The sequence below is a fragment of the Stenotrophomonas sp. 220_Sma genome (assembly GCF_056487375.1).
The window spans coordinates 283,252-300,110 of the sequence record NZ_CM151348.1 but is presented as its reverse complement, the minus strand read 5'-3'; the positions used below and the strand labels follow the sequence as shown (position 1 = coordinate 300,110).

Genomic DNA, 16,859 nt, shown 5'->3' with positions numbered 1-16,859 from the left:
TGCAACTGCGCAGAACAAGCCAAACGCGATAATTCATTTTTCCTCTCGGATCGCCCGATGCCATCGAAACAAACGACTGGCAGGCGGTGATTCTGCGTGCGCATGATGAATCGCCACCTGAAAAGGTGGTCGGGACTTCCAAGCCCGAGTTGTCAACGATGTATACGCTTGCCAGCCGGCGTCGTCCTTCCAGGTGCGGCGCCGGCTGGCAATCCGTTAGCCGATCGACGGCGGGCGGTGCGTGGGGGCCTCGTGCCCGCCGATTCGTTGACCCGGTCTTGGAAGCCACGCATCGCCCGCCACCCTATCGTGGCGGCACCTCTGTTCCTGACGAGGATGCCCGCATGTCCAACGCCCATCACCCCTACCTGACCGCAACCCTGGGCGAGGCCGCCCTGCGCCTGCCGCCGGAACTGGCGCAGCCGTTGGAAGCGGCCTTCGCCGCTGCGAACGAGGCACCCGCGCCAATCAACCTGCCCAGCTGCCTGCAACGCATCCAGGCGGGTGACGCCGCCGATGGACAGCCGTGGCCGGGACCGGCAGGCACACCTGGCGACGCCGTGGCTGCTGCGCGCAGGGATCGCGCTGCGGTTGGCCTGGTGTCGCTGCTGGAGCTGTATCACGCCGCTGAGCGCGTGCGTGTAGACGGGGAAGAGAAAGACGATATCGGCGATGGCACGCGCGAAGGGCTGATACTAGCCTGTCGGGGGCTGGCGGAGTATGTCGCGTTGCAGGTGGGTGGGGCTCAATAATGCGGAACATTGAGATCCCAATTGCACAGGTTCACAACGTCACTGCCCCAGCTATCGAATCGAGCATACCCGCTGCTGGAATGAGCACACCTTATCCAAACCTGAAACCTGTTCTCGTTGAGCTGCGGCTGGACGAAGTGGATTCGCGTGGCGGTGCTGTTGCCGAGATGATCGCGTCCACCGCACGCCCCATGGCGCGTTCCATGAGTCCTGAACTCATGTGGTATAGCTTCGTCTTGAATGACAGAGCCATCACCCGAATCCGTCCCGGCACGCGGATACACTGCACGATCTCATTCATCAATTACGAAGGTGCGAAGGAGGCGTTCCCCTGTGGCACATTGGCCGCCTTCGGAGACGGATCGTCGACAAGAGGCTTGATCCGCATCATCCGGTTTGATTGAACCTGTTCGCGCCAGACTTTCTGAGATCGCCGAGCGTGAGCGAAATGCCCTGATGCTTTACACAGCGCTGGCGTGCAATCGCACACCCAAGGCCCGGGTCACCTTCAGGATGGTCGCGAAATCCGGGCTGCGCTCGCCCGACAGTGCGCGATACAGACTCTCACGCGACAAGCCCGCCGCACGCGCAACCTTGCTCATGCCCTGAGCGCGAGCGATATCGCCGAGCGCCTTGGCGATAAATGCAGAATCACCGTCGCTTTCTTCGATGCAGGCGTCGAGATAAGCCGCCATCTCCTCCGGCGTCCGAAGATGCTCGGCCACATCAAATGATTTGAGTTCAACTTTTCTCTTGATGGCCATGATGGGACAGCTCCGGTACTTCAGTATTGAGTCATTTCGCCTACAGCCAGTTCGATGCTCACAGGGCACGCGCAATCTCCCTGGCCTTCTCGATATCGCGCTGCTGTGAACCCTTGTCGCCTCCAACCAGGAGAATCACCAACTGCCTGCCGCGCTGGGTGTAGTACACGCGGTAACCCGGTCCTGCATCGATACGCAATTCAGAAACGCCATCCGCCAGATAGCGGTGATCTCCGGGATGGCCTTCAGCGAGCCGACCGATACGGGCCAGGATGCGAGCGCGTGCGGTTACGTCCTTGAGAGCGTCAATCCATGTCGCGAACTGACGGGTACGCTGGATCTTCATGGAAGACTGTAGCCTACTGGCTACAGTCTTTCAACTATCGGAAATGCACACATGGAACTGTGCTCGGTCTCCCATCTGGCACTCCCTCCCTCGCAGCCGACGCCCCGTCTTTTCAAACTGGAAAGTGGAACCGGGTGCGTTTTCAGTAGCTCATTGTTCACGCGGGCCCGATCCGCACTCACAAAATGCTGTGCTAGATTCAAGAGTGTGACATTGGCGCGCGAGATGCTTTCATGAATGCATGGGTCGAGAAATGCGCTTCTTCATCAAAACGCGGACTTCAGCGCCGCCTCTGGATCGCAGCGCGTCGTCGCCTCGCGATCGCTATTCCGGCGCTTGTGCTGGCAGCATGTTCGAGCGCCGCGCCGCCGAAACCATCAGATCATCTGAATCAAAAACAGTCCGTCGAATCAGGGAGTGAAATTGGTATGGAGCGATTCAAGAACGACATCGAGCGATTGTCTCGTGTGCGTTTTGATGATGTCGACGCATTGAACGAACAGCTTCACGCGCATCTTGGAGAGCCGACTCGGCAGGGCCTGAGGGACGAACGAACCGCAGAACGTGGAATGTTGGGTGGCCTTGAAGTTCGGAACATCACGCTGAGAAGTGCTGTCGACAATCCCGCGCAGGCGAAGCTTGCTTTTGATGTCACGCCCCCGAGCGTTGCGCTCGAAGAGATCATCTGGGAGGGAACGGCCCAGTATCCACCCCGGCCTGATGCCCCTGGCTCCCGCCCCTACTGGACCGCGCCAGTGAACGGCGCTGAGGTTGTACTCACTCTCGCCCCAGACAATGTGACATTGACCCACGTATTGATCAGTCAGCGTTGACCCCGTGGGCAGGAGCCCCAGCATGGAACGTACTGAAGACTCTGTACTGCCACAGCCGCAGGAGGGTGCTCGCCCAGGCCCCGTACGTCGTCCGGCATCCCCGCTGGCTGACCCTTCGTTGGCGCCACTTCTGGCGAAATCCCCAACACTTCGGGCGGGCCTCGCACAGGCTGAGCGCGACGATCTGGATATTGTCTGGGGGCAAGCCGGTATGGGCACCTATCTTGTTCCCGGTGAGAAGATCGTTATTGACGAGAATGCGGTTGGGCAGGGCTCCAGAATCGCGCGCTCTCTTTCCCACGAGGTAGGGCACCATCTCTTCACCGAACGTCCCGATCCAACGTCCAAGCAATCCTATGTAAACACCCTGCTACGAGGAGAAGCGGCTGCGACGCTCAGTAATGTCCAGGTCCAGCGTGAACTCATCGCGGCTGGTGGACCCGACATTGGCGTGTCGGGTACGGGCAATCGGCCACAACAGTATGGAGCCATTGCCGTAGAACTCCAGGCCGGGCGGATCAATCGGAACCAGGCACTTGGACAGATCGCTGAGGTGTTCAAAACGGAGGCTCCCTCTGTTGGTCCTCATGCGACATACGAGCTTTACTATGGCGCGCACTATGATCAGCACATAGCACCTACGCAACGTCGACGCAGGCCGGAGCCAGAATTTGACGCCGAGAGCGCTGCGGCTACGGAAAGAATCGCCGCGGTCGCCGACGACTCACCCTCAATGCAACGAGCAGCTTCCTCAGTAGCTGAACTCGGCGATGCTGACCGTTCTCTCTATAGGCAGATAAGAGCAGGTGTGGAACGCCTGGACGCCGAGAGCGGGAAGCACTGGGATGAGTCGAGCCAGCGCATGTCTGCGAGTTTGTTGGTGCTCGCGAAGGAGCAAGGGCTTTCAAGAGTTGACCACGTTGTATTGAACAACCCGACAGAGTCCCTTGCACGTGGCGAGAAGGTATTCATCGTCGAGGGAGCGATGGACGATCCTGCCCAACGCCGTGGAACCATGAATACGATGGATGCGCTTCGCACATCTGAAGCAGAATCACTTCATCGCGCTGAGGCGTTGGCAGTAAATCTTGAACAGCCATCAGCTCAGCAGGTTCATGCGCAGGATGGGCCATCGTTCTCAAGGTAAGACTGCCGAGGCGCTGGGTGTGCCGCCTTTCGAACCACCCGGCAAGCGCCTGTAGCATTGCAAAGTGACGCCGACACATGGGGGGACCGCTTATCCGAATCGAACGGATGACCTGGTTGCCGTGGAACAACTGACGCTGTTGGCTGGAGCGAGGGCATCAGCCCCGTTTTCGTATGGGGACAAGATGCACACAATCGCAATCTTCCTGGTCAGCGTCTGCACCATTGTTCTTTCAGGCTGCGCGACTACCGCACTTCCGAAAGGGGTTGCCTCAGCTGGATATACTGAAGTTGTTTCCGTCCCTCTAGGCCCTCTTCGCTACTTCTACACGGCTTCCATGCTTCCTGGTCAGGACGCCGTAGGCACGACTTATCTCGTCCGCTGCGCGAACACCGAGCGGACGATCAACCTACAGATCGCGGATGGGCTTGCGATTGACGCCGAAGAGGCTTGTGCACGTGTCGATGCGGCGGCTGCCTCATCCGAGTCATGGATACCGGCAGCATCGAATAGCTATCGGATCCTTCTTGTACAGGAAGACACTTCTGCGGTAGCGCGGGCAAGGTCGCTTGGCCGCTTTGCCACGGGCAGGACGCTCGCGCTTGTGTCACCGGTCTACGGCGATCAACACCGGACCTTCGCAAATCTCGTTGATCTGGTTGCGCACGAGAGCGTTCATGCATTGGGCCATGCTACAAAGCATCCCCGAGCGCTGGACGAAAGAAGCGCCTACTACGCGGGCCTATGCGCGCAACTTCAGATCAACGGCTTCATCACGGAAGAAGGTTTGCCGGGGGCCCCTCTCGCGTCCGGCGATCAGGCCGTACGCTACTCCTCGCAGGAAGCCTATCGCGTGCGGCTGGAAATCTATCCGTTGCTGGCGGGCGGAGGCATCCGGCTTGGAACTCCATCCGGCAAGTTGATGCTGCAACGTTGTCAGCAGATCAGACGCGAGATGAATCGGCTTCGGTAGCCTCATTGGCCCCGTCCAGAACCTGAGCCCAAGGGTCGTTTCCCCGATCATCGCGAATGGGCCAGCGCCCCGCTCTGGCCTTTTTTATTGAAACCGCCATTTCCAACGCGTTTCGGCGCTTCTCATGTGGTGCCGCTTATCCGAATCGAACGGATGACCTACTGTTTACAAGACAGTTGCTCTACCAACTGAGCTAAAGCGGCATGGGTGGTGCACCGGCGGCAGAGCCTCGGTCCGGGGATTCTAGCGCAACCGTGTGCATTCCAGCGACCGGCTCTGTGCCGCCCCGCTGCGCTGCTGGGCCTGGGCCGGCTGCGTGCCCGCCGCCAGCTGCCCTTCCAGCCACCACTGGCCGGCGTCACCGCTGGCGACCAGGCGCGGCTGGAAGCCTGCGGCCTGCACCGCCGCCATGCGGCGCTCGGCGCCTTCACGGTTGCGGTACTGGCCCAGCGCCACGGCGTTGATGTCCTCGCCCTGGCTGATGATGTAGTAGTCGCTCAGGCCGGCGGCGACGATACGCTTCACCGTGGCTTGGGCTTCTTCGCGGCTGGCGGCGGCCGGCAGCATCACCCGGAAACGTGCGCTGCCGCTGGCAGCAGGCTGTTCGCGCAGGCGCACCTGACTGATGACGTTGCCGGCCTTGCCTTGCGCACTGGTCGCAGCAGCGCGGTCGGCGAACGGGCCCAGCGCGATGCAGCGCGGCGGCTCGGCAGCCACGGGCGGGGTTACGGGTTTTTCCGGCGCCGGGGCCGGTGCAGGCGGCGTTACCGGCTTGGCAGCGGCAGCAACCGGCGTAGCCTCAGCCACCTGTGGCTTGGCAATTTCCGGCTTGGTCGGCGTGGCCGGTGCAGGCGTCGCAGCCACAGCCGTCTTCGCGGCCGGTTCGCGTTCTACCAGCGGCGCGGTCGGGGCGGCGGCAGTGGCCTCGGCGGCCGCAGCGGCATCCACGCCACCGGGCACCCACCGCAGCTCGGCTACGCCAGCCGGTTGCGGCGGCGGCGCGGGCGGTTGCGGTGCATCGCGCAGCAGCCACCAGCAGGCGACGCCAAGATTGAGGATGGCCAGTACGACGATCAGGGCACGGGTCAGCATGCGCGGATACTAGCCTGCGGGCTGGTGCACCGCCCAGCGGGCGAGGCCATCCAGCACCAGCGAGGGGTGGTAGTCGGCGCCGGGCAGCAACGGCATCAGCGCCGGTGCGCCGCCACCGTGCACCAGCAGCGACGGTGCCACGCCCAGCAGCGCATGCGCCTGCTGCGCGCTGCGTTCGATCAGCGCCACCGCCGCGCCGTCGCAGCCGGAGGCCAGCGCGTCAGCGGTGTCGTTGGCGAACTCGCTGTAGTCACCTCCGGTGGCCGGCAGCTGCACGGCACGCGCGTGCAGCGCTTCGCGCATGGTGGTGGGCGATGCGGAAATGCGCCCGCCGTGATGCTGGCCATTGGCGTCGAGCAGATCAATCGTCAGTGCGGTGCCCACGCCGACCACCAGCACCGGGCGCTGCGCCTTGGCGGCGGCCAGCAGGGCCAGGAAGCGGTCGACGCCGAACTTTTCCGGTTTGGCATAGGCAATGCGCACGCCGGCACATTCGGCGCTGGTGCGCACCACATGCACGTGTTCGAAGCGGCGCTGCAGCTGGTCCAGCATGGCGCTGGTCAGCGACGGTGCGGCCACGCTGGCCACGAACGCGGTGGTGCCGCTGGGCAGGCTGTGCGGCGGCTGTCCGGCCATGCCTTCGGCGCCGTGCGCCCAGGCCTGTACGTCGCCGGCGCGGTCACCCTGCAACGGCGCGAACTTGAAGCGCGAGTTGCCGAGGTCGAACAACCAATCGCTCATGCCGCCCTCACGCTGACTTCGCCCGCGTGCAGCAGACGTTCCTGGCCATCAATGCGCACGCGCAATGCGCCGTCATCGGCCAGGCCAAGTGCGGTGCCGTGCTGCCACTGCCCGTCCAGTTCCACGCGCACTTCGCGGCCGGCCAGCATGTCGAACGCGGCGTAGCGCGGCAGGAACGGAGCGAGGCCTTCGCGATCGAATTCTTCCAGCGCCGGCAGCAGGCGCGTCAGCACGGCAGCAACGACCACGTTGCGGTCCACCGGCTTGCCGGCCAGCGTGTCCAGATCCACCCACGGCTGGGTGATCTGCTCGGCGAACGACGGTGGCATATGCGTGTTGATGCCGATGCCGATCACCGCGCGCGCCGGGCCGGCGTACTCGCCACCGCCTTCTGCGAGCAGGCCGACCAGCTTGCGCTTGCCATCGACGATCAGGTCATTCGGCCACTTCAGCTGCGCCTGGGTGTAGCCCAGGTCGTGCAGCGCTTCGGCCACGGCGATACCGGCCACCAGGCTCAGCCCGGCCAGGCGGCCGAGGCCACCGGAGTACAGGCGCAGCACCGACAGGTAGATGTGCGCGGCCAGCGGCGAGGCCCAGGCACGGCCGCGACGGCCACGGCCGCCGGTCTGGCGTTCGGCCAGCAGAACGCTCACCCCGCGCTGGGGCGCGCTGCAACGCAGCAATTCGGCGTTGGTCGAGTCCACCGTCCAGGCCACCTGCAGGTCGTGCAGCAGCGGCATAACCTCTGCAGGCAGGCCTGCGCGGATCGCATCCGGGTCCAGCAGGTCGACCGGGCGGGTCAGGCCATAGCCTTCGCCAGCGCGGCCCTCGACGTCCACACCGGCGGCCCTAAGTCCTTGAATACGCTTCCAAATGGCCGCCCGGGTCTGGCCCAGCTCACGGGCCAGGGCGTCGCCGGACAGGCGACCGGCAGCGAGTTTGGCCAGCAATTGGCGATCGTCCACGGCAGCTTCCACGAAGTCAGGAAGGAATTATGCGGGAAAGCCGCCAGCGACGCCCGCCACGCTGGGTTTCGCGGGGGCTTCCAACGGGGCGCCGGGTTCGGGCTAGAATCGGGAACTCACCCTCCCTTAACGTGGATGTCGTCAATGCGCCGTTATGCCCATTGCCTGATCCTGCTGATGATGCCCTTCGCGGCGTCTGCGACAGCAGCGCTGGACGACAGCCGCGGCGCCTGCGTGTCGTCCAACGGTGATGCCGCCTCGCAGCGCGCACCGACCTCCAGCGCATCGGCCGCCAGCACCAAGGCGGCACCGGTACGCCCGGCGGCCAGCACCACCACCGGTGGCGGTGGCAGCGACGACGACATGCTGCCGCGCATCCGCGCGCCGAAGTGGCACAGCTACCTGCCGGGAATGTTCCGCTGATCAAGTCGTTGCTGCAGTGGCTGCGGCCTGCGCCGCGGCCGATCGACGATGCACTTTGGGATGACGCCTGCCGCCGCGCAGCCTGGCTGCACGGACTGGACGACGAACGCCGCGCACGCGTGCGTGTGCTGACCACGCGCTTCCTGCATGAGAAGACCATTACCCCGATTGGTGACCTGCAATTGCAGGCCGGCGATGGTGTGCTGCTGGCCGCGCTGTGCTGCCTGCCGCTGCTGGAATTCGGCGAGGTAGGACTGGAAGGCTGGTCGCAGCTGATCGTCTACCCGGATGCGTTCCGCGTGCACCGCAGCCACATGGATGCGGCCGGGGTACTACACGAGTGGGATGACGAACTGATTGGCGAATCGTGGGACAGCGGTCCGTTGATCCTGTCCTGGGCCGATGTGCAGGCCGACCTGGCGGCGCCGCACGAGGGCTACTGCGTGGCGGTGCACGAGATGGTGCACAAGCTGGATGCACTGGATGGTGCGATGGACGGCACGCCGCCGCTGCCGCGCGCATGGCAGCGCGAGTGGGCGGCCACGTTCCAGCAGGCTTACGATGCCTTCTGCGTGCGGGTGGATGCCGGCGAAGAGACGCTGATCGATCCGTATGCGGCCGAGGCACCGGAAGAATTCTTCGCGGTGACCAGCGAGTACCACTTCTCCGCGCCGGATCTGCTGCAGCAGGCGTTGCCGGAGGTGGCCGCGCAGCTGCGGCGGTTCTATGGCGAGCCGCCGGCGATCGAAACACGGTAGTGCCGGCCGCTGGCCGGCACCTTGGCAATGCCACCGAAGATCATGAGGTTGCCGGCCAGCGGCCGGCACTACCGGAACACCCGCGCTGTTGCGCCAGGCGATGCCCGGCGGACGGGAACGCGCAACTGCGGCGGTTCTATGGCGAGCCGCCGACGATCGAAACACGGTAGTGCCGGCCGCTGACCGGCACCTTGGCAATGCCACCGAAGATCATGGGGTTGCCGGCCAGCGGCCGGCACTACCGGAACACCACGCGCTGTTGCGCCAGGCGATGCCCGGCGGACGGGAACGCGCAGCTGCGGCGGTTCTATGGCGAGCCGCCGACGATCGAAATACGGTAGTGCCTGCCGCTGGCCGGCACCTTGGCAATGCCACCGAAGATCATGAGGTTGCCGGCCAGCGGCCGGCACTACCGGAAAGCCACGCGCTGTTGCGCCAGGCGATGCCCGGCGGACGGGAACGCGCGGATTACGGCCCCGGCGGCAGGCGCACTTCGAAACGGGCGCCGCCCAGTTCCTCGGAGCGGCCCACAGCCAGTTCACCGCGATAATCCTTGATCAGGTCCTGCACGATCGACAGGCCAATGCCGTGGCCCTGCACGCGCTCGTCGCCACGCACGCCACGCTGCAGCACCTTGCCGATGTCATCCGGGGCGATGCCCGGGCCATCGTCGTCCACCGCCAGCAGCAGGCCGGCGCGGCGCGCGTTCGGTGCCGGCAGCGGCTGCGCGGTCAGCAGCACGCGGCGGTTGGCCCACTTGAAGGCATTCTCCAGCAGGTTGCCCAGCAGTTCCTGCAGGTCACCCGGTTCGCCGTGGAAGCGTGCGGCCGGGTCGATATCGAATTCGCACAGCACGCCCTTCGAGGCATAGACCTTTTCCAGGCCACGCACGATTTCCTCGGCGTTGGATTCAATCGGCAGCGGCGCGGAGAACAGCTTGTGGCCCGACGACGCAGCACGTGCCAGCTGGTAGGAGACCAGGTTGTTCATGCGCTGCAGCTGCACGTCCAGCTCCTCGCGCAGCGCGCCATCGCCCGCGCCACTGTCCATCTGCGTGCGCAGCACCGCAATGGGCGTCTTCAGGCTGTGTGCCAGATCGGCCAAGGTATTGCGCTGACGTTCCAGGTTCTCGCGCTCGCTTTCAATGAAGGCGTTGATGCTGTCGGTCAGGGGTTCCAGCTCGCGCGGGTGGCGCTCGCTCATGCGCGCGGTCTCGCCACGCTGCACCTTGGTCAGCTCGGTGATCACGCGACGCAGGGGCCGCAGGCTCCACTGCAGGATGACGGTCTGCAGCAGCAGCAGGATCAGGCCGATGCCACCCAGGTAGAACCACACCCGGCCACGGAACACCCGCAGCTGCGCACCCAGCGCGCGCGAGTCTTCCATCACGTAGATGGTGTACGGGAATTCGGTGGCGGGATCGGCGTCGGCGTCCCACACCAGGCCCAGGCCATAGCGGTACACCGAGCCCTGGCTGCCGTCGATCTGGATCATCGGCAGCGGGCCTTCGAACACTTCCTGGCGCGGCGCCAGCAGGCCACCGCCGACGGTGGGCAGCATCGGGCCTTCGGCAGACATCGAATTGCCCTTGCCGTGCGGCATCACCACCTGCAGGTACAGGCCGCTGCCCGGCACATCGAAGCGCGAATCCGGTGGCTGCTCGCGGATGTACAGCGAGCGGTCGCGGGTGAAGTCGATGCCGGCCGCATAGGCGGTGGCGTAGTTCTTCAGGCGCTCACGCAGGTTCGCCTTCGCCGTATCGGCGAAGGCGGCGTCGAGCGCGTAACCGGCCAGCGCCAGGAACGCGACCAGGCCCACGGACGCGGCGAGCATCTGGCGCGCCTGCAGTGAGCGCGGCCGCCAGCGTCGGAAGAACCACAGACGGCCGGACATCATGGTATCGCCAGGGTGAGCCGGCTCAGCCCTCGTTGCGGGGGATCGCGAAACGGTAGCCGCGACCGCGCACGGTCTCGATCGGCTTCAGCTCGCCATCCGGATCCAGCTTCTTGCGCAGGCGGCCGATGAACACTTCCAGCACGTTCGAGTCGCGGTCGAAGTCCTGCTGGTAGATGTGCTCGGTGAGATCGGCCTTCGAGACCAGTTCACCGGCATGCATCATCAGGTACTCCAGCACCTTGTACTCGTAGCTGGTCAGGTCGACATTGCTGCCAGCCACGCTGACGGTCTGGGCAGCCAGGTCCAGGGCAACCGGGCCGCATTCCAGGGTCGGCTTGCTCCAGCCAGCGGCGCGGCGCAGCAGCGCGTTGACGCGGGCCAGCAGTTCTTCGACGTGGAACGGCTTGACCAGGTAATCGTCGGCGCCCTGCTTCAGGCCCTCGACCTTGTCCTGCCAGCTCGAACGCGCGGTCAGGATCAGCACCGGGAACTTCTTGCCTTCGTCACGCAGGGCCTTGATCAGCTCCATGCCCGACATCTTGGGCAGGCCGAGGTCGATGATGCCGACATCGAACGGGACTTCGCGCCCCATGTAGAGGCCTTCCTCGCCGTCCTGCGCAGCATCGACGGCAAAGCCTTCGCGCTTGAGCCGGGCTGCCAGGGTCTCACGCAGCGGGGCTTCGTCTTCGACCAGAAGGATACGCATGAACTCTCCCTAGTGTCCTGGGTATGGCCCGGAGGCCTGTGGGGTACGGGTTGATAGCGACGACTATCCCTGTTCAGGGGTTATCGCCGCGTAGTGATGACATATCCGACCGCGGCGTGCGCGGCTGTGAACGCGACGGCGCGGGGTCGTCCATGTAGCGGACCCGGCCCCGATCGTCCATGTACTTCACCCGGTTGATATCACGACCATCGAACGGCACGCGCTCGGCGCCGAGGATGTGGCCGCCGGTGGTGCGCTGCACGCGGCGCACGGCATCGGACAGCGAACGCTCGTCGCCACGGTTGCCGCGCTCGCCCCGCTCCATCATCTCCGCCCGCCCCTGGTCGCCGCGCGGCGGCTGTTGCGCCAGCGCCGAAGACAGCGGCACAGCCGACAGCACCACGCAGGTGGCCAGGGCAATGCGGCGATGGAAGGGAGCGGAAGACATCGATGCGATCCTAGCCGAGCACGGCGATTCGTTCAAAAGTCGTAAATCCGGCGCCGGGTTCGAAACCCAGCGTTTTACAAATCTTTTGCAAATTCTTGGTTTACAGCAGTGAATCCGGTCTGAACTTTTCCGGCCCTACGCCCGATTCGTTCAGCTAAGTGAACATTCGGGACGAATCGCCGTCCCTTGTCAAGTCAGGAATGTGACTGCGGTCACGCTGCGGCGCGATCAGCTTCGCGGTCGGTGACCGCCAGGGCCTGTTCGATCAGGCTCCAGCCGGCGCCCGGACGGTGTGCGCCCTCGCTCAGCACCTGGCGGAATGCGCGCCCACCGGGCTGGCCGTGGAACAGGCCGAGCAGGTGGCGGGTGATGTGCTTCAGCGCCAGGCCTTCGCCCAGCTGCGCCTCGATGTAGGGGCGCATCGCGCGCAGCAGGTCGCCACGGGCCTGCAGCGGGGCGCCGGTGTGCAGCGCCTCCAGCTGATGCAGCAGGTAGGGGTCGTGGTAGGCCGCGCGGCCCAGCATCACGCCATCGACGTGCGCGGCCTGCGCCTGCACCGCCTCGATGCTGGCCAGGCCGCCGTTGATCACCACCGGCAGTGCCGGGCGCTCCTGCTTCAGGCGGTAGGCCCAGTCGTACTTCAGCGGCGGAACCTCGCGGTTCTCCTTCGGCGACAGGCCCTTCAGCCACGCGTTGCGCGCGTGCACCACCACCATCGCCGCACCGGCGGCGACCTGGCGGTCGACGAAGCTGGCAAACACGTCGTAGTCGTTGTCCTCGTCCACGCCCAGGCGGCACTTCACCGTCACCGGGATATCAACCGCATCGACCATGGCCGCAACGCATTCGGCCACCAGCGCCGGCTCGCGCATCAGGCAGGCGCCAAAACGCCCGGCCTGCACGCGGTCGGACGGGCAGCCGCAGTTGAGGTTGACCTCGTCATAGCCCCACTCGGCGGCGATGCGCGCGGCCTGCGCCAGCAGCACCGGATCACTGCCACCCAGCTGCAGCGCCAGCGGCTGCTCGCTGCGGTCGAAGCCGAGCAGGCGCTCGCGGTCGCCGTGGATGACCGCGTTGGCGTGCACCATTTCCGTGTACAGGCGCGCGCCCGGCGCCAGCACGCGGTGGAACACGCGGCAATGGCGATCCGTCCAGTCCATCATGGGGGCAACGGACAGGCGCAGGGAATCGGCGTAACGGGCGGTGGCGGACGTCATCGGGGCATTGATCGTGGAGACTGGCATTGCCAGTGAGATCAATAGTTTACACCGGGCGGCTGAATGCGCCCGGTCAGCCGCGCGGCGAGCGCCGGTTGGGCCCGGCTCCGGCTGGCGGCCGGGGCGGGCTGGGCGGTGGCGGCGGACGCTTCCTGCCCTCGGGGAGCTTGGGGTTCGCGTTCTCCATGGATACGACCAACTGGTCCAGTGGTGGGTTGGAACCCTTCCTCAACTTAGCCATCGTCTGTCTCCTGGAGAATCTCGACCCACTGCACATCCACTGCGTGAATCAGTATGCCATCGAGCTGCGGAAGCTCGACCACGGCGGGGCTGGCCACGGGATCCGCTGCTGGATCGGCACCTTCATCGGGTGGATCCGCATCCACCAGCCAGGCCGGCATCTGCATGTAGAACTGTCCCGCAGCGGGGCTGATCGGCCACTCCTTGGGGTAGCCGGTCAATCGACGGCCATCCTTCAATTGCAGCACCACGAAGGCAGGACGCGTACCCAGCACGCAGTACCACTCGCTCGGGTGGGATGTCCTCGTGGTGAAGCCTGCGCGGCGGAGAACCCTGTGGAGGGAATCCTTGTTCGCAGCGAGGGCCAATCCTGCCCCCAGCAGTGCGGCGAGGACAAAACCCCATAGCAGGCTGCTGGTCTCGGTCCAGGTCCCCAGCACAAAGCAGCGACCCGCCAGCAGGAGCATCAGTTCGGTGAACTTGACCAGCACCTGGACCGCGAAGGTGAACACCAACGCTTCCACGGTCCGTTCGAACTGCGGCGGCTTGGGATGGGATGTCAGCCCATAGAACACCCATGCAGACAGGAAGCCCGGCAGCAGAAAGGTCAGCAGCGTGGTGGCGTTGTTGAAGAGCGAATCCATTCCGGCAGAAGTACTCCGTCGTGAGGATCACAACGGAGCACGATCACAGCGATTCTTCCACCCTGGGTGGGGTTCACAGGCTGAAGATGCAGCAACACCAACGGCGGCCATGGCGTTGCAGTTGCCCCACGAGGGCCGATAGCGTCAATGCGCGCTGCCAGCAGCGCCTTTGCCACCCACCTGCTCAATGAGGGTCTGGCTGGCCGCATTGAGCCCCACCACCGTCACCTCCGCACCGTGCGCGGCCAGCTTTTCCTGCGCCCGCTCCAGCGCGGCCACGGCAGTCAGGTCCCACAGGTGGGCATCGCGCAGATCAATCTGCACCTTCGGCGCCACGTGCTGGTAATCGAACGCTGCACCCAGCTGCCCCGCCGAGGCGAAGAACACCTGCCCGCGCACGCGATAGACCTGCGTGTCATCGGCATCGTCGCGCTGCACGTCCAGCATGCGGCCAACCTTGCGCGCGAAGAACAGGGCCGACAGCAGCACACCGCTGAGCACGCCCTTGGCCAGATCGTGGGTAGCCACGGTGACCACCACCGTCAGCAGCATCACCGCAGAGGAACTGCGCGGATGCGTGCGCAGGTCGCGCAGCGAGCGCCAGCTGAAGGTGCCGATGCTGACCATGATCATCACCGCCACCAGCGCCGCCATCGGGATCTGCCGCACCAGTTCGCTGCCGTACACCACCAGTATCAGCAGGAACACGCCGGCCACCAGGCAGGACAGGCGGCCGCGCCCACCGGAGGTCACGTTGATCACCGACTGGCCGATCATCGCGCAGCCGGCCATGCCGCCGAGGAAGCCGGTGACCGTATTCGCCACGCCCTGGCCGACGCATTCGCGGTTGCGCTCGCTCGGCGTTTCGGTGATGTCCTCAACGATCTGCAGGGTCATCATCGATTCGAGCAGGCCGACCACGGCCAGCGTGGCCGACACCGGCAGCAGGATGCGCAGCGTCTCCCAGGTGAGCGGCACATCGGGCAGCAGGAAATGCGGCAGGCTGTCAGGCAACTGGCCCATGTCACCGACGCTGCGTACGTCCACGCCGAAGCCGATCACCACGGCGGTCAGCACCACAATGGCCACCAGCGGTGATGGCACGGCGCGGGTAATGCGTGGCAGCAGGTAGATGATCGCCAGCGCGGCGGCGCACAGCACATAGACCGTAGGCCCGCGACCGATCAGCTCGGGCATCTGTGCCAGGAAGATCAGGATCGCCAGCGCGTTGACGAAGCCGGTGATGACCGAGCGCGAGACGAAGCGCATCAACGAGCCGAGCTTGAACACGCCGGCCAGCACCTGCAGCAGGCCGGCCAGGATGCTGGCAGCGAACAGGTACTGCAGGCCGTGGTCCTTGACCAGGTCGACCATCACCAGCGCCATTGCACCGGTGGCGGCGGAGATCATGCCAGGGCGGCCGCCAGCGATGGCAGTGATGACGGCAATCGAGAACGCGGCATACAGGCCGACCTTGGGGTCGACGCCGGCGATGAGCGAGAACGCGATGGCCTCGGGAATCAGGGCCAGGGCGACGACGATGCCGGACAGCAGGTCGCCACGGATGTTGCCGAGCCATTGCTGGCGCAGGGGGTAGGACGTTTGCATGGGAAAGCTCCGCGCACAGGCGGGCGTGGCCGCATGGCGCTGCAGTGGAAAGACACGGGTTCCTGAGCCGGGCGGGCCGGCTGCCGATGTGCGGCAAGGGTCAGGGTGGCGTGATCACTGCAGGCGGGCGTCGGTACGTGGGAGGGGCGCAGTCTACGGGAAGCGGCCCCACGGGGGTAGCGCGGTTGGCCGGCGAAGGCAGCGAAAGGCAGCGGAGCCTGGCTCCGCTCTACAATTGAACCATGGCCGCCAACCGCCCGCAGTTCTTCGACCCCGCCACCGAACAGGGCGTGCTGCGCCTGTCGATCGCCGCCTCTCTGGTGCTGGCCGCGGCGGCGGTGGTGTTCGGCCTGCTGGCCAATTCCTCGCTGATCATCTTCGACGGCATCTACGGCCTGATCGACGTGGTGATGACCTGGCTGTCACTGCTGGTGGCGCGCCTGATCGCGCTGTCCACGCAGACCGATGCGCTGCAATCGCGGCTCAACCAGCGCTTCACCATGGGCTTCTGGCACCTGGAGCCGATCGTGCTGGGGGTGAGCGGCACACTGATGATCGGTGCGGCGCTGTATGCGCTGGTCAATGCGGTGGACGCGTTGATGTCCGGGGGCCGCCACATCGCCCTCGGCCCGGCCATTGCCTTCGCCGGGCTGTCGATCGTGGGCGAAGGCGCGCTGGCCTGGTTCATCCTGCGCGCCAACCGCCGCATCGGCTCGGAGTTCATCGCATTGGACGCGAAGAACTGGGTGATCGCGGCCAGCATGTCGGCCTGCTACCTGCTGGCTTTCCTCGGCGGCGTACTGGTGCAGGGCACGTCGCTGGCGTGGGTCGGGCCGTACATCGACCCGGCCATCCTCGCCTTCGTCTGCGTGCTGGTGATGATCGCCCCGCTCGGCACGGTGCGCCGGGCGCTGGCCGGCATCCTGCTGGTCACCCCGCCGGAACTGCAGGCCCATGTGGATGCAGTGGCACGCGGGATCGTGGCCAAGCACGGCTTCGTCGAGCACCGCAGCTACGTGGCCCAGGTGGGGCGTGGCGAGCAGATCGAGCTGTTCTTCGTGGTACCGGAAAACGACCCGCCGCGGCCCCTGGTGGAATGGGACCAGCTGCGCGACGAGATCGGCGATGCACTGGGCGAGGCCTCGCCGGACCGCTGGCTGACCATCATGTTCACCACCGACCGCGAATGGACGATCTAGGCTGGCAGGACGATCAATCAAATTTTTCGTACGCATTGCAACCCAACGTACGCGGAAACCGGGCAAAGTAGGCTCCATCGCAACACCCACCCACCGACCAGGAGCAT

General features: G+C 65.2%; 19 protein-coding genes and 1 tRNA gene. 8 read left to right on the top strand and 12 right to left on the bottom strand.

Going from position 1 to position 16,859, the window contains the following annotated elements:
- The first annotated feature begins 344 nt into the window (after nucleotides 1-344).
- Both ACZLIB_RS01450 and ACZLIB_RS01445 read left to right on the top strand, forming a co-directional pair.
- Entirely contained in the window at nucleotides 345-752 is a 408-nt protein-coding gene (locus ACZLIB_RS01450) for a hypothetical protein (RefSeq protein WP_149909334.1), read from the top strand.
- A gap of 80 nt (nucleotides 753-832) precedes the next feature.
- Nucleotides 833-1,156, top strand: a complete 324-nt coding sequence (locus ACZLIB_RS01445) for a hypothetical protein (protein WP_285301416.1) — start codon at nucleotides 833-835, stop codon at nucleotides 1,154-1,156.
- Between the two features lie 57 nt (nucleotides 1,157-1,213).
- Here ACZLIB_RS01445 and ACZLIB_RS01440 read toward each other — a convergent pair whose 3' ends face one another.
- Together ACZLIB_RS01440 and ACZLIB_RS01435 are read right to left on the bottom strand one after the other, a co-directional pair.
- Complete coding sequence (locus tag ACZLIB_RS01440; RefSeq protein ID WP_049431463.1) at nucleotides 1,214-1,516, bottom strand: addiction module antidote protein; 303 nt, start codon at nucleotides 1,514-1,516, stop codon at nucleotides 1,214-1,216.
- Nucleotides 1,517-1,574: 58 nt separating this feature from the next.
- Nucleotides 1,575-1,862, bottom strand: a complete 288-nt coding sequence (locus ACZLIB_RS01435; RefSeq protein WP_010486984.1) for a type II toxin-antitoxin system RelE/ParE family toxin — start codon at nucleotides 1,860-1,862, stop codon at nucleotides 1,575-1,577.
- Between the two features lie 233 nt (nucleotides 1,863-2,095).
- Here ACZLIB_RS01435 and ACZLIB_RS01430 point away from each other — a divergent pair, with 233 nt between their 5' ends.
- The 3 genes from ACZLIB_RS01430 (at nucleotide 2,096) to ACZLIB_RS01420 (ending at nucleotide 4,815) form a co-directional block, all read left to right on the top strand.
- Nucleotides 2,096-2,695, top strand: a complete 600-nt coding sequence (locus ACZLIB_RS01430) for a hypothetical protein (protein ID WP_478468963.1) — start codon at nucleotides 2,096-2,098, stop codon at nucleotides 2,693-2,695.
- Nucleotides 2,696-2,717: 22 nt separating this feature from the next.
- Nucleotides 2,718-3,842 carry an XVIPCD domain-containing protein gene (locus ACZLIB_RS01425; protein WP_154351906.1) on the top strand — a complete coding sequence of 375 codons (1,125 nt, stop codon included), beginning with the start codon at nucleotides 2,718-2,720 and terminating at the stop codon, nucleotides 3,840-3,842.
- Nucleotides 3,843-3,963: 121 nt separating this feature from the next.
- Nucleotides 3,964-4,815, top strand: a complete 852-nt coding sequence (locus tag ACZLIB_RS01420; RefSeq protein WP_478468961.1) for a hypothetical protein — start codon at nucleotides 3,964-3,966, stop codon at nucleotides 4,813-4,815.
- Between the two features lie 127 nt (nucleotides 4,816-4,942).
- Here ACZLIB_RS01420 and ACZLIB_RS01415 read toward each other — a convergent pair.
- From ACZLIB_RS01415 to birA, 4 genes are all read right to left on the bottom strand, one after another.
- A tRNA-Thr gene (locus ACZLIB_RS01415) sits at nucleotides 4,943-5,018 on the bottom strand.
- A 40-nt stretch (nucleotides 5,019-5,058) separates the two neighbouring features.
- Complete coding sequence (locus tag ACZLIB_RS01410) at nucleotides 5,059-5,907, bottom strand: SPOR domain-containing protein (protein ID WP_478468959.1); 849 nt, start codon at nucleotides 5,905-5,907, stop codon at nucleotides 5,059-5,061.
- Nucleotides 5,908-5,916: 9 nt separating this feature from the next.
- Nucleotides 5,917-6,648 carry a type III pantothenate kinase gene (locus tag ACZLIB_RS01405; RefSeq protein WP_012509777.1) on the bottom strand — a complete coding sequence of 244 codons (732 nt, stop codon included), beginning with the start codon at nucleotides 6,646-6,648 and terminating at the stop codon, nucleotides 5,917-5,919.
- The gene (birA, locus tag ACZLIB_RS01400; RefSeq protein WP_049399854.1) at nucleotides 6,645-7,613 is read right to left on the bottom strand and encodes a bifunctional biotin--[acetyl-CoA-carboxylase] ligase/biotin operon repressor BirA; all 969 of its coding nucleotides are present in this window, start codon (nucleotides 7,611-7,613) and stop codon (nucleotides 6,645-6,647) included. The genes ACZLIB_RS01405 and birA overlap by 4 nt, the downstream gene beginning before the upstream one ends.
- 144 nt (nucleotides 7,614-7,757) lie before the next feature.
- Here birA and ACZLIB_RS01395 point away from each other — a divergent pair, with 144 nt between their 5' ends.
- Together ACZLIB_RS01395 and ACZLIB_RS01390 are read left to right on the top strand one after the other, a co-directional pair.
- Nucleotides 7,758-8,036, top strand: coding sequence for a hypothetical protein (locus ACZLIB_RS01395; RefSeq protein WP_478468958.1), 279 nt, complete (start codon nucleotides 7,758-7,760; stop codon nucleotides 8,034-8,036).
- A complete protein-coding gene (locus ACZLIB_RS01390; RefSeq protein WP_188348095.1) occupies nucleotides 8,003-8,794 on the top strand; it encodes a M90 family metallopeptidase in 792 nt (263 codons plus the stop codon). The genes ACZLIB_RS01395 and ACZLIB_RS01390 overlap by 34 nt, the downstream gene beginning before the upstream one ends.
- 468 nt (nucleotides 8,795-9,262) lie before the next feature.
- Here ACZLIB_RS01390 and ACZLIB_RS01385 read toward each other — a convergent pair whose 3' ends face one another.
- The 6 genes from ACZLIB_RS01385 to ACZLIB_RS01360 form a co-directional block, all read right to left on the bottom strand.
- Nucleotides 9,263-10,687: an ATP-binding protein gene (locus ACZLIB_RS01385; RefSeq protein WP_032128221.1), complete on the bottom strand. Its 1,425-nt coding sequence runs from the start codon at nucleotides 10,685-10,687 to the stop codon at nucleotides 9,263-9,265.
- 25 nt (nucleotides 10,688-10,712) lie between these two features.
- Nucleotides 10,713-11,396, bottom strand: coding sequence for a response regulator transcription factor (locus tag ACZLIB_RS01380; protein ID WP_004136763.1), 684 nt, complete (start codon nucleotides 11,394-11,396; stop codon nucleotides 10,713-10,715).
- A 73-nt stretch (nucleotides 11,397-11,469) separates the two neighbouring features.
- A complete protein-coding gene (locus ACZLIB_RS01375; RefSeq protein WP_049399851.1) occupies nucleotides 11,470-11,844 on the bottom strand; it encodes a hypothetical protein in 375 nt (124 codons plus the stop codon).
- Between the two features lie 212 nt (nucleotides 11,845-12,056).
- Nucleotides 12,057-13,088 carry a tRNA dihydrouridine(20/20a) synthase DusA gene (gene dusA / locus ACZLIB_RS01370; RefSeq protein WP_071229406.1) on the bottom strand — a complete coding sequence of 344 codons (1,032 nt, stop codon included), beginning with the start codon at nucleotides 13,086-13,088 and terminating at the stop codon, nucleotides 12,057-12,059.
- A 206-nt stretch (nucleotides 13,089-13,294) separates the two neighbouring features.
- Nucleotides 13,295-13,945 carry a DUF6338 family protein gene (locus ACZLIB_RS01365; protein ID WP_049399849.1) on the bottom strand — a complete coding sequence of 217 codons (651 nt, stop codon included), beginning with the start codon at nucleotides 13,943-13,945 and terminating at the stop codon, nucleotides 13,295-13,297.
- Nucleotides 13,946-14,089: 144 nt separating this feature from the next.
- Complete coding sequence (locus ACZLIB_RS01360; RefSeq protein WP_478468957.1) at nucleotides 14,090-15,553, bottom strand: SulP family inorganic anion transporter; 1,464 nt, start codon at nucleotides 15,551-15,553, stop codon at nucleotides 14,090-14,092.
- 242 nt (nucleotides 15,554-15,795) lie between these two features.
- Between ACZLIB_RS01360 and ACZLIB_RS01355 the strand changes: the two genes are divergently transcribed.
- Nucleotides 15,796-16,752 carry a cation diffusion facilitator family transporter gene (locus ACZLIB_RS01355; protein ID WP_164081302.1) on the top strand — a complete coding sequence of 319 codons (957 nt, stop codon included), beginning with the start codon at nucleotides 15,796-15,798 and terminating at the stop codon, nucleotides 16,750-16,752.
- Nucleotides 16,753-16,859 lie beyond the last annotated feature (107 nt).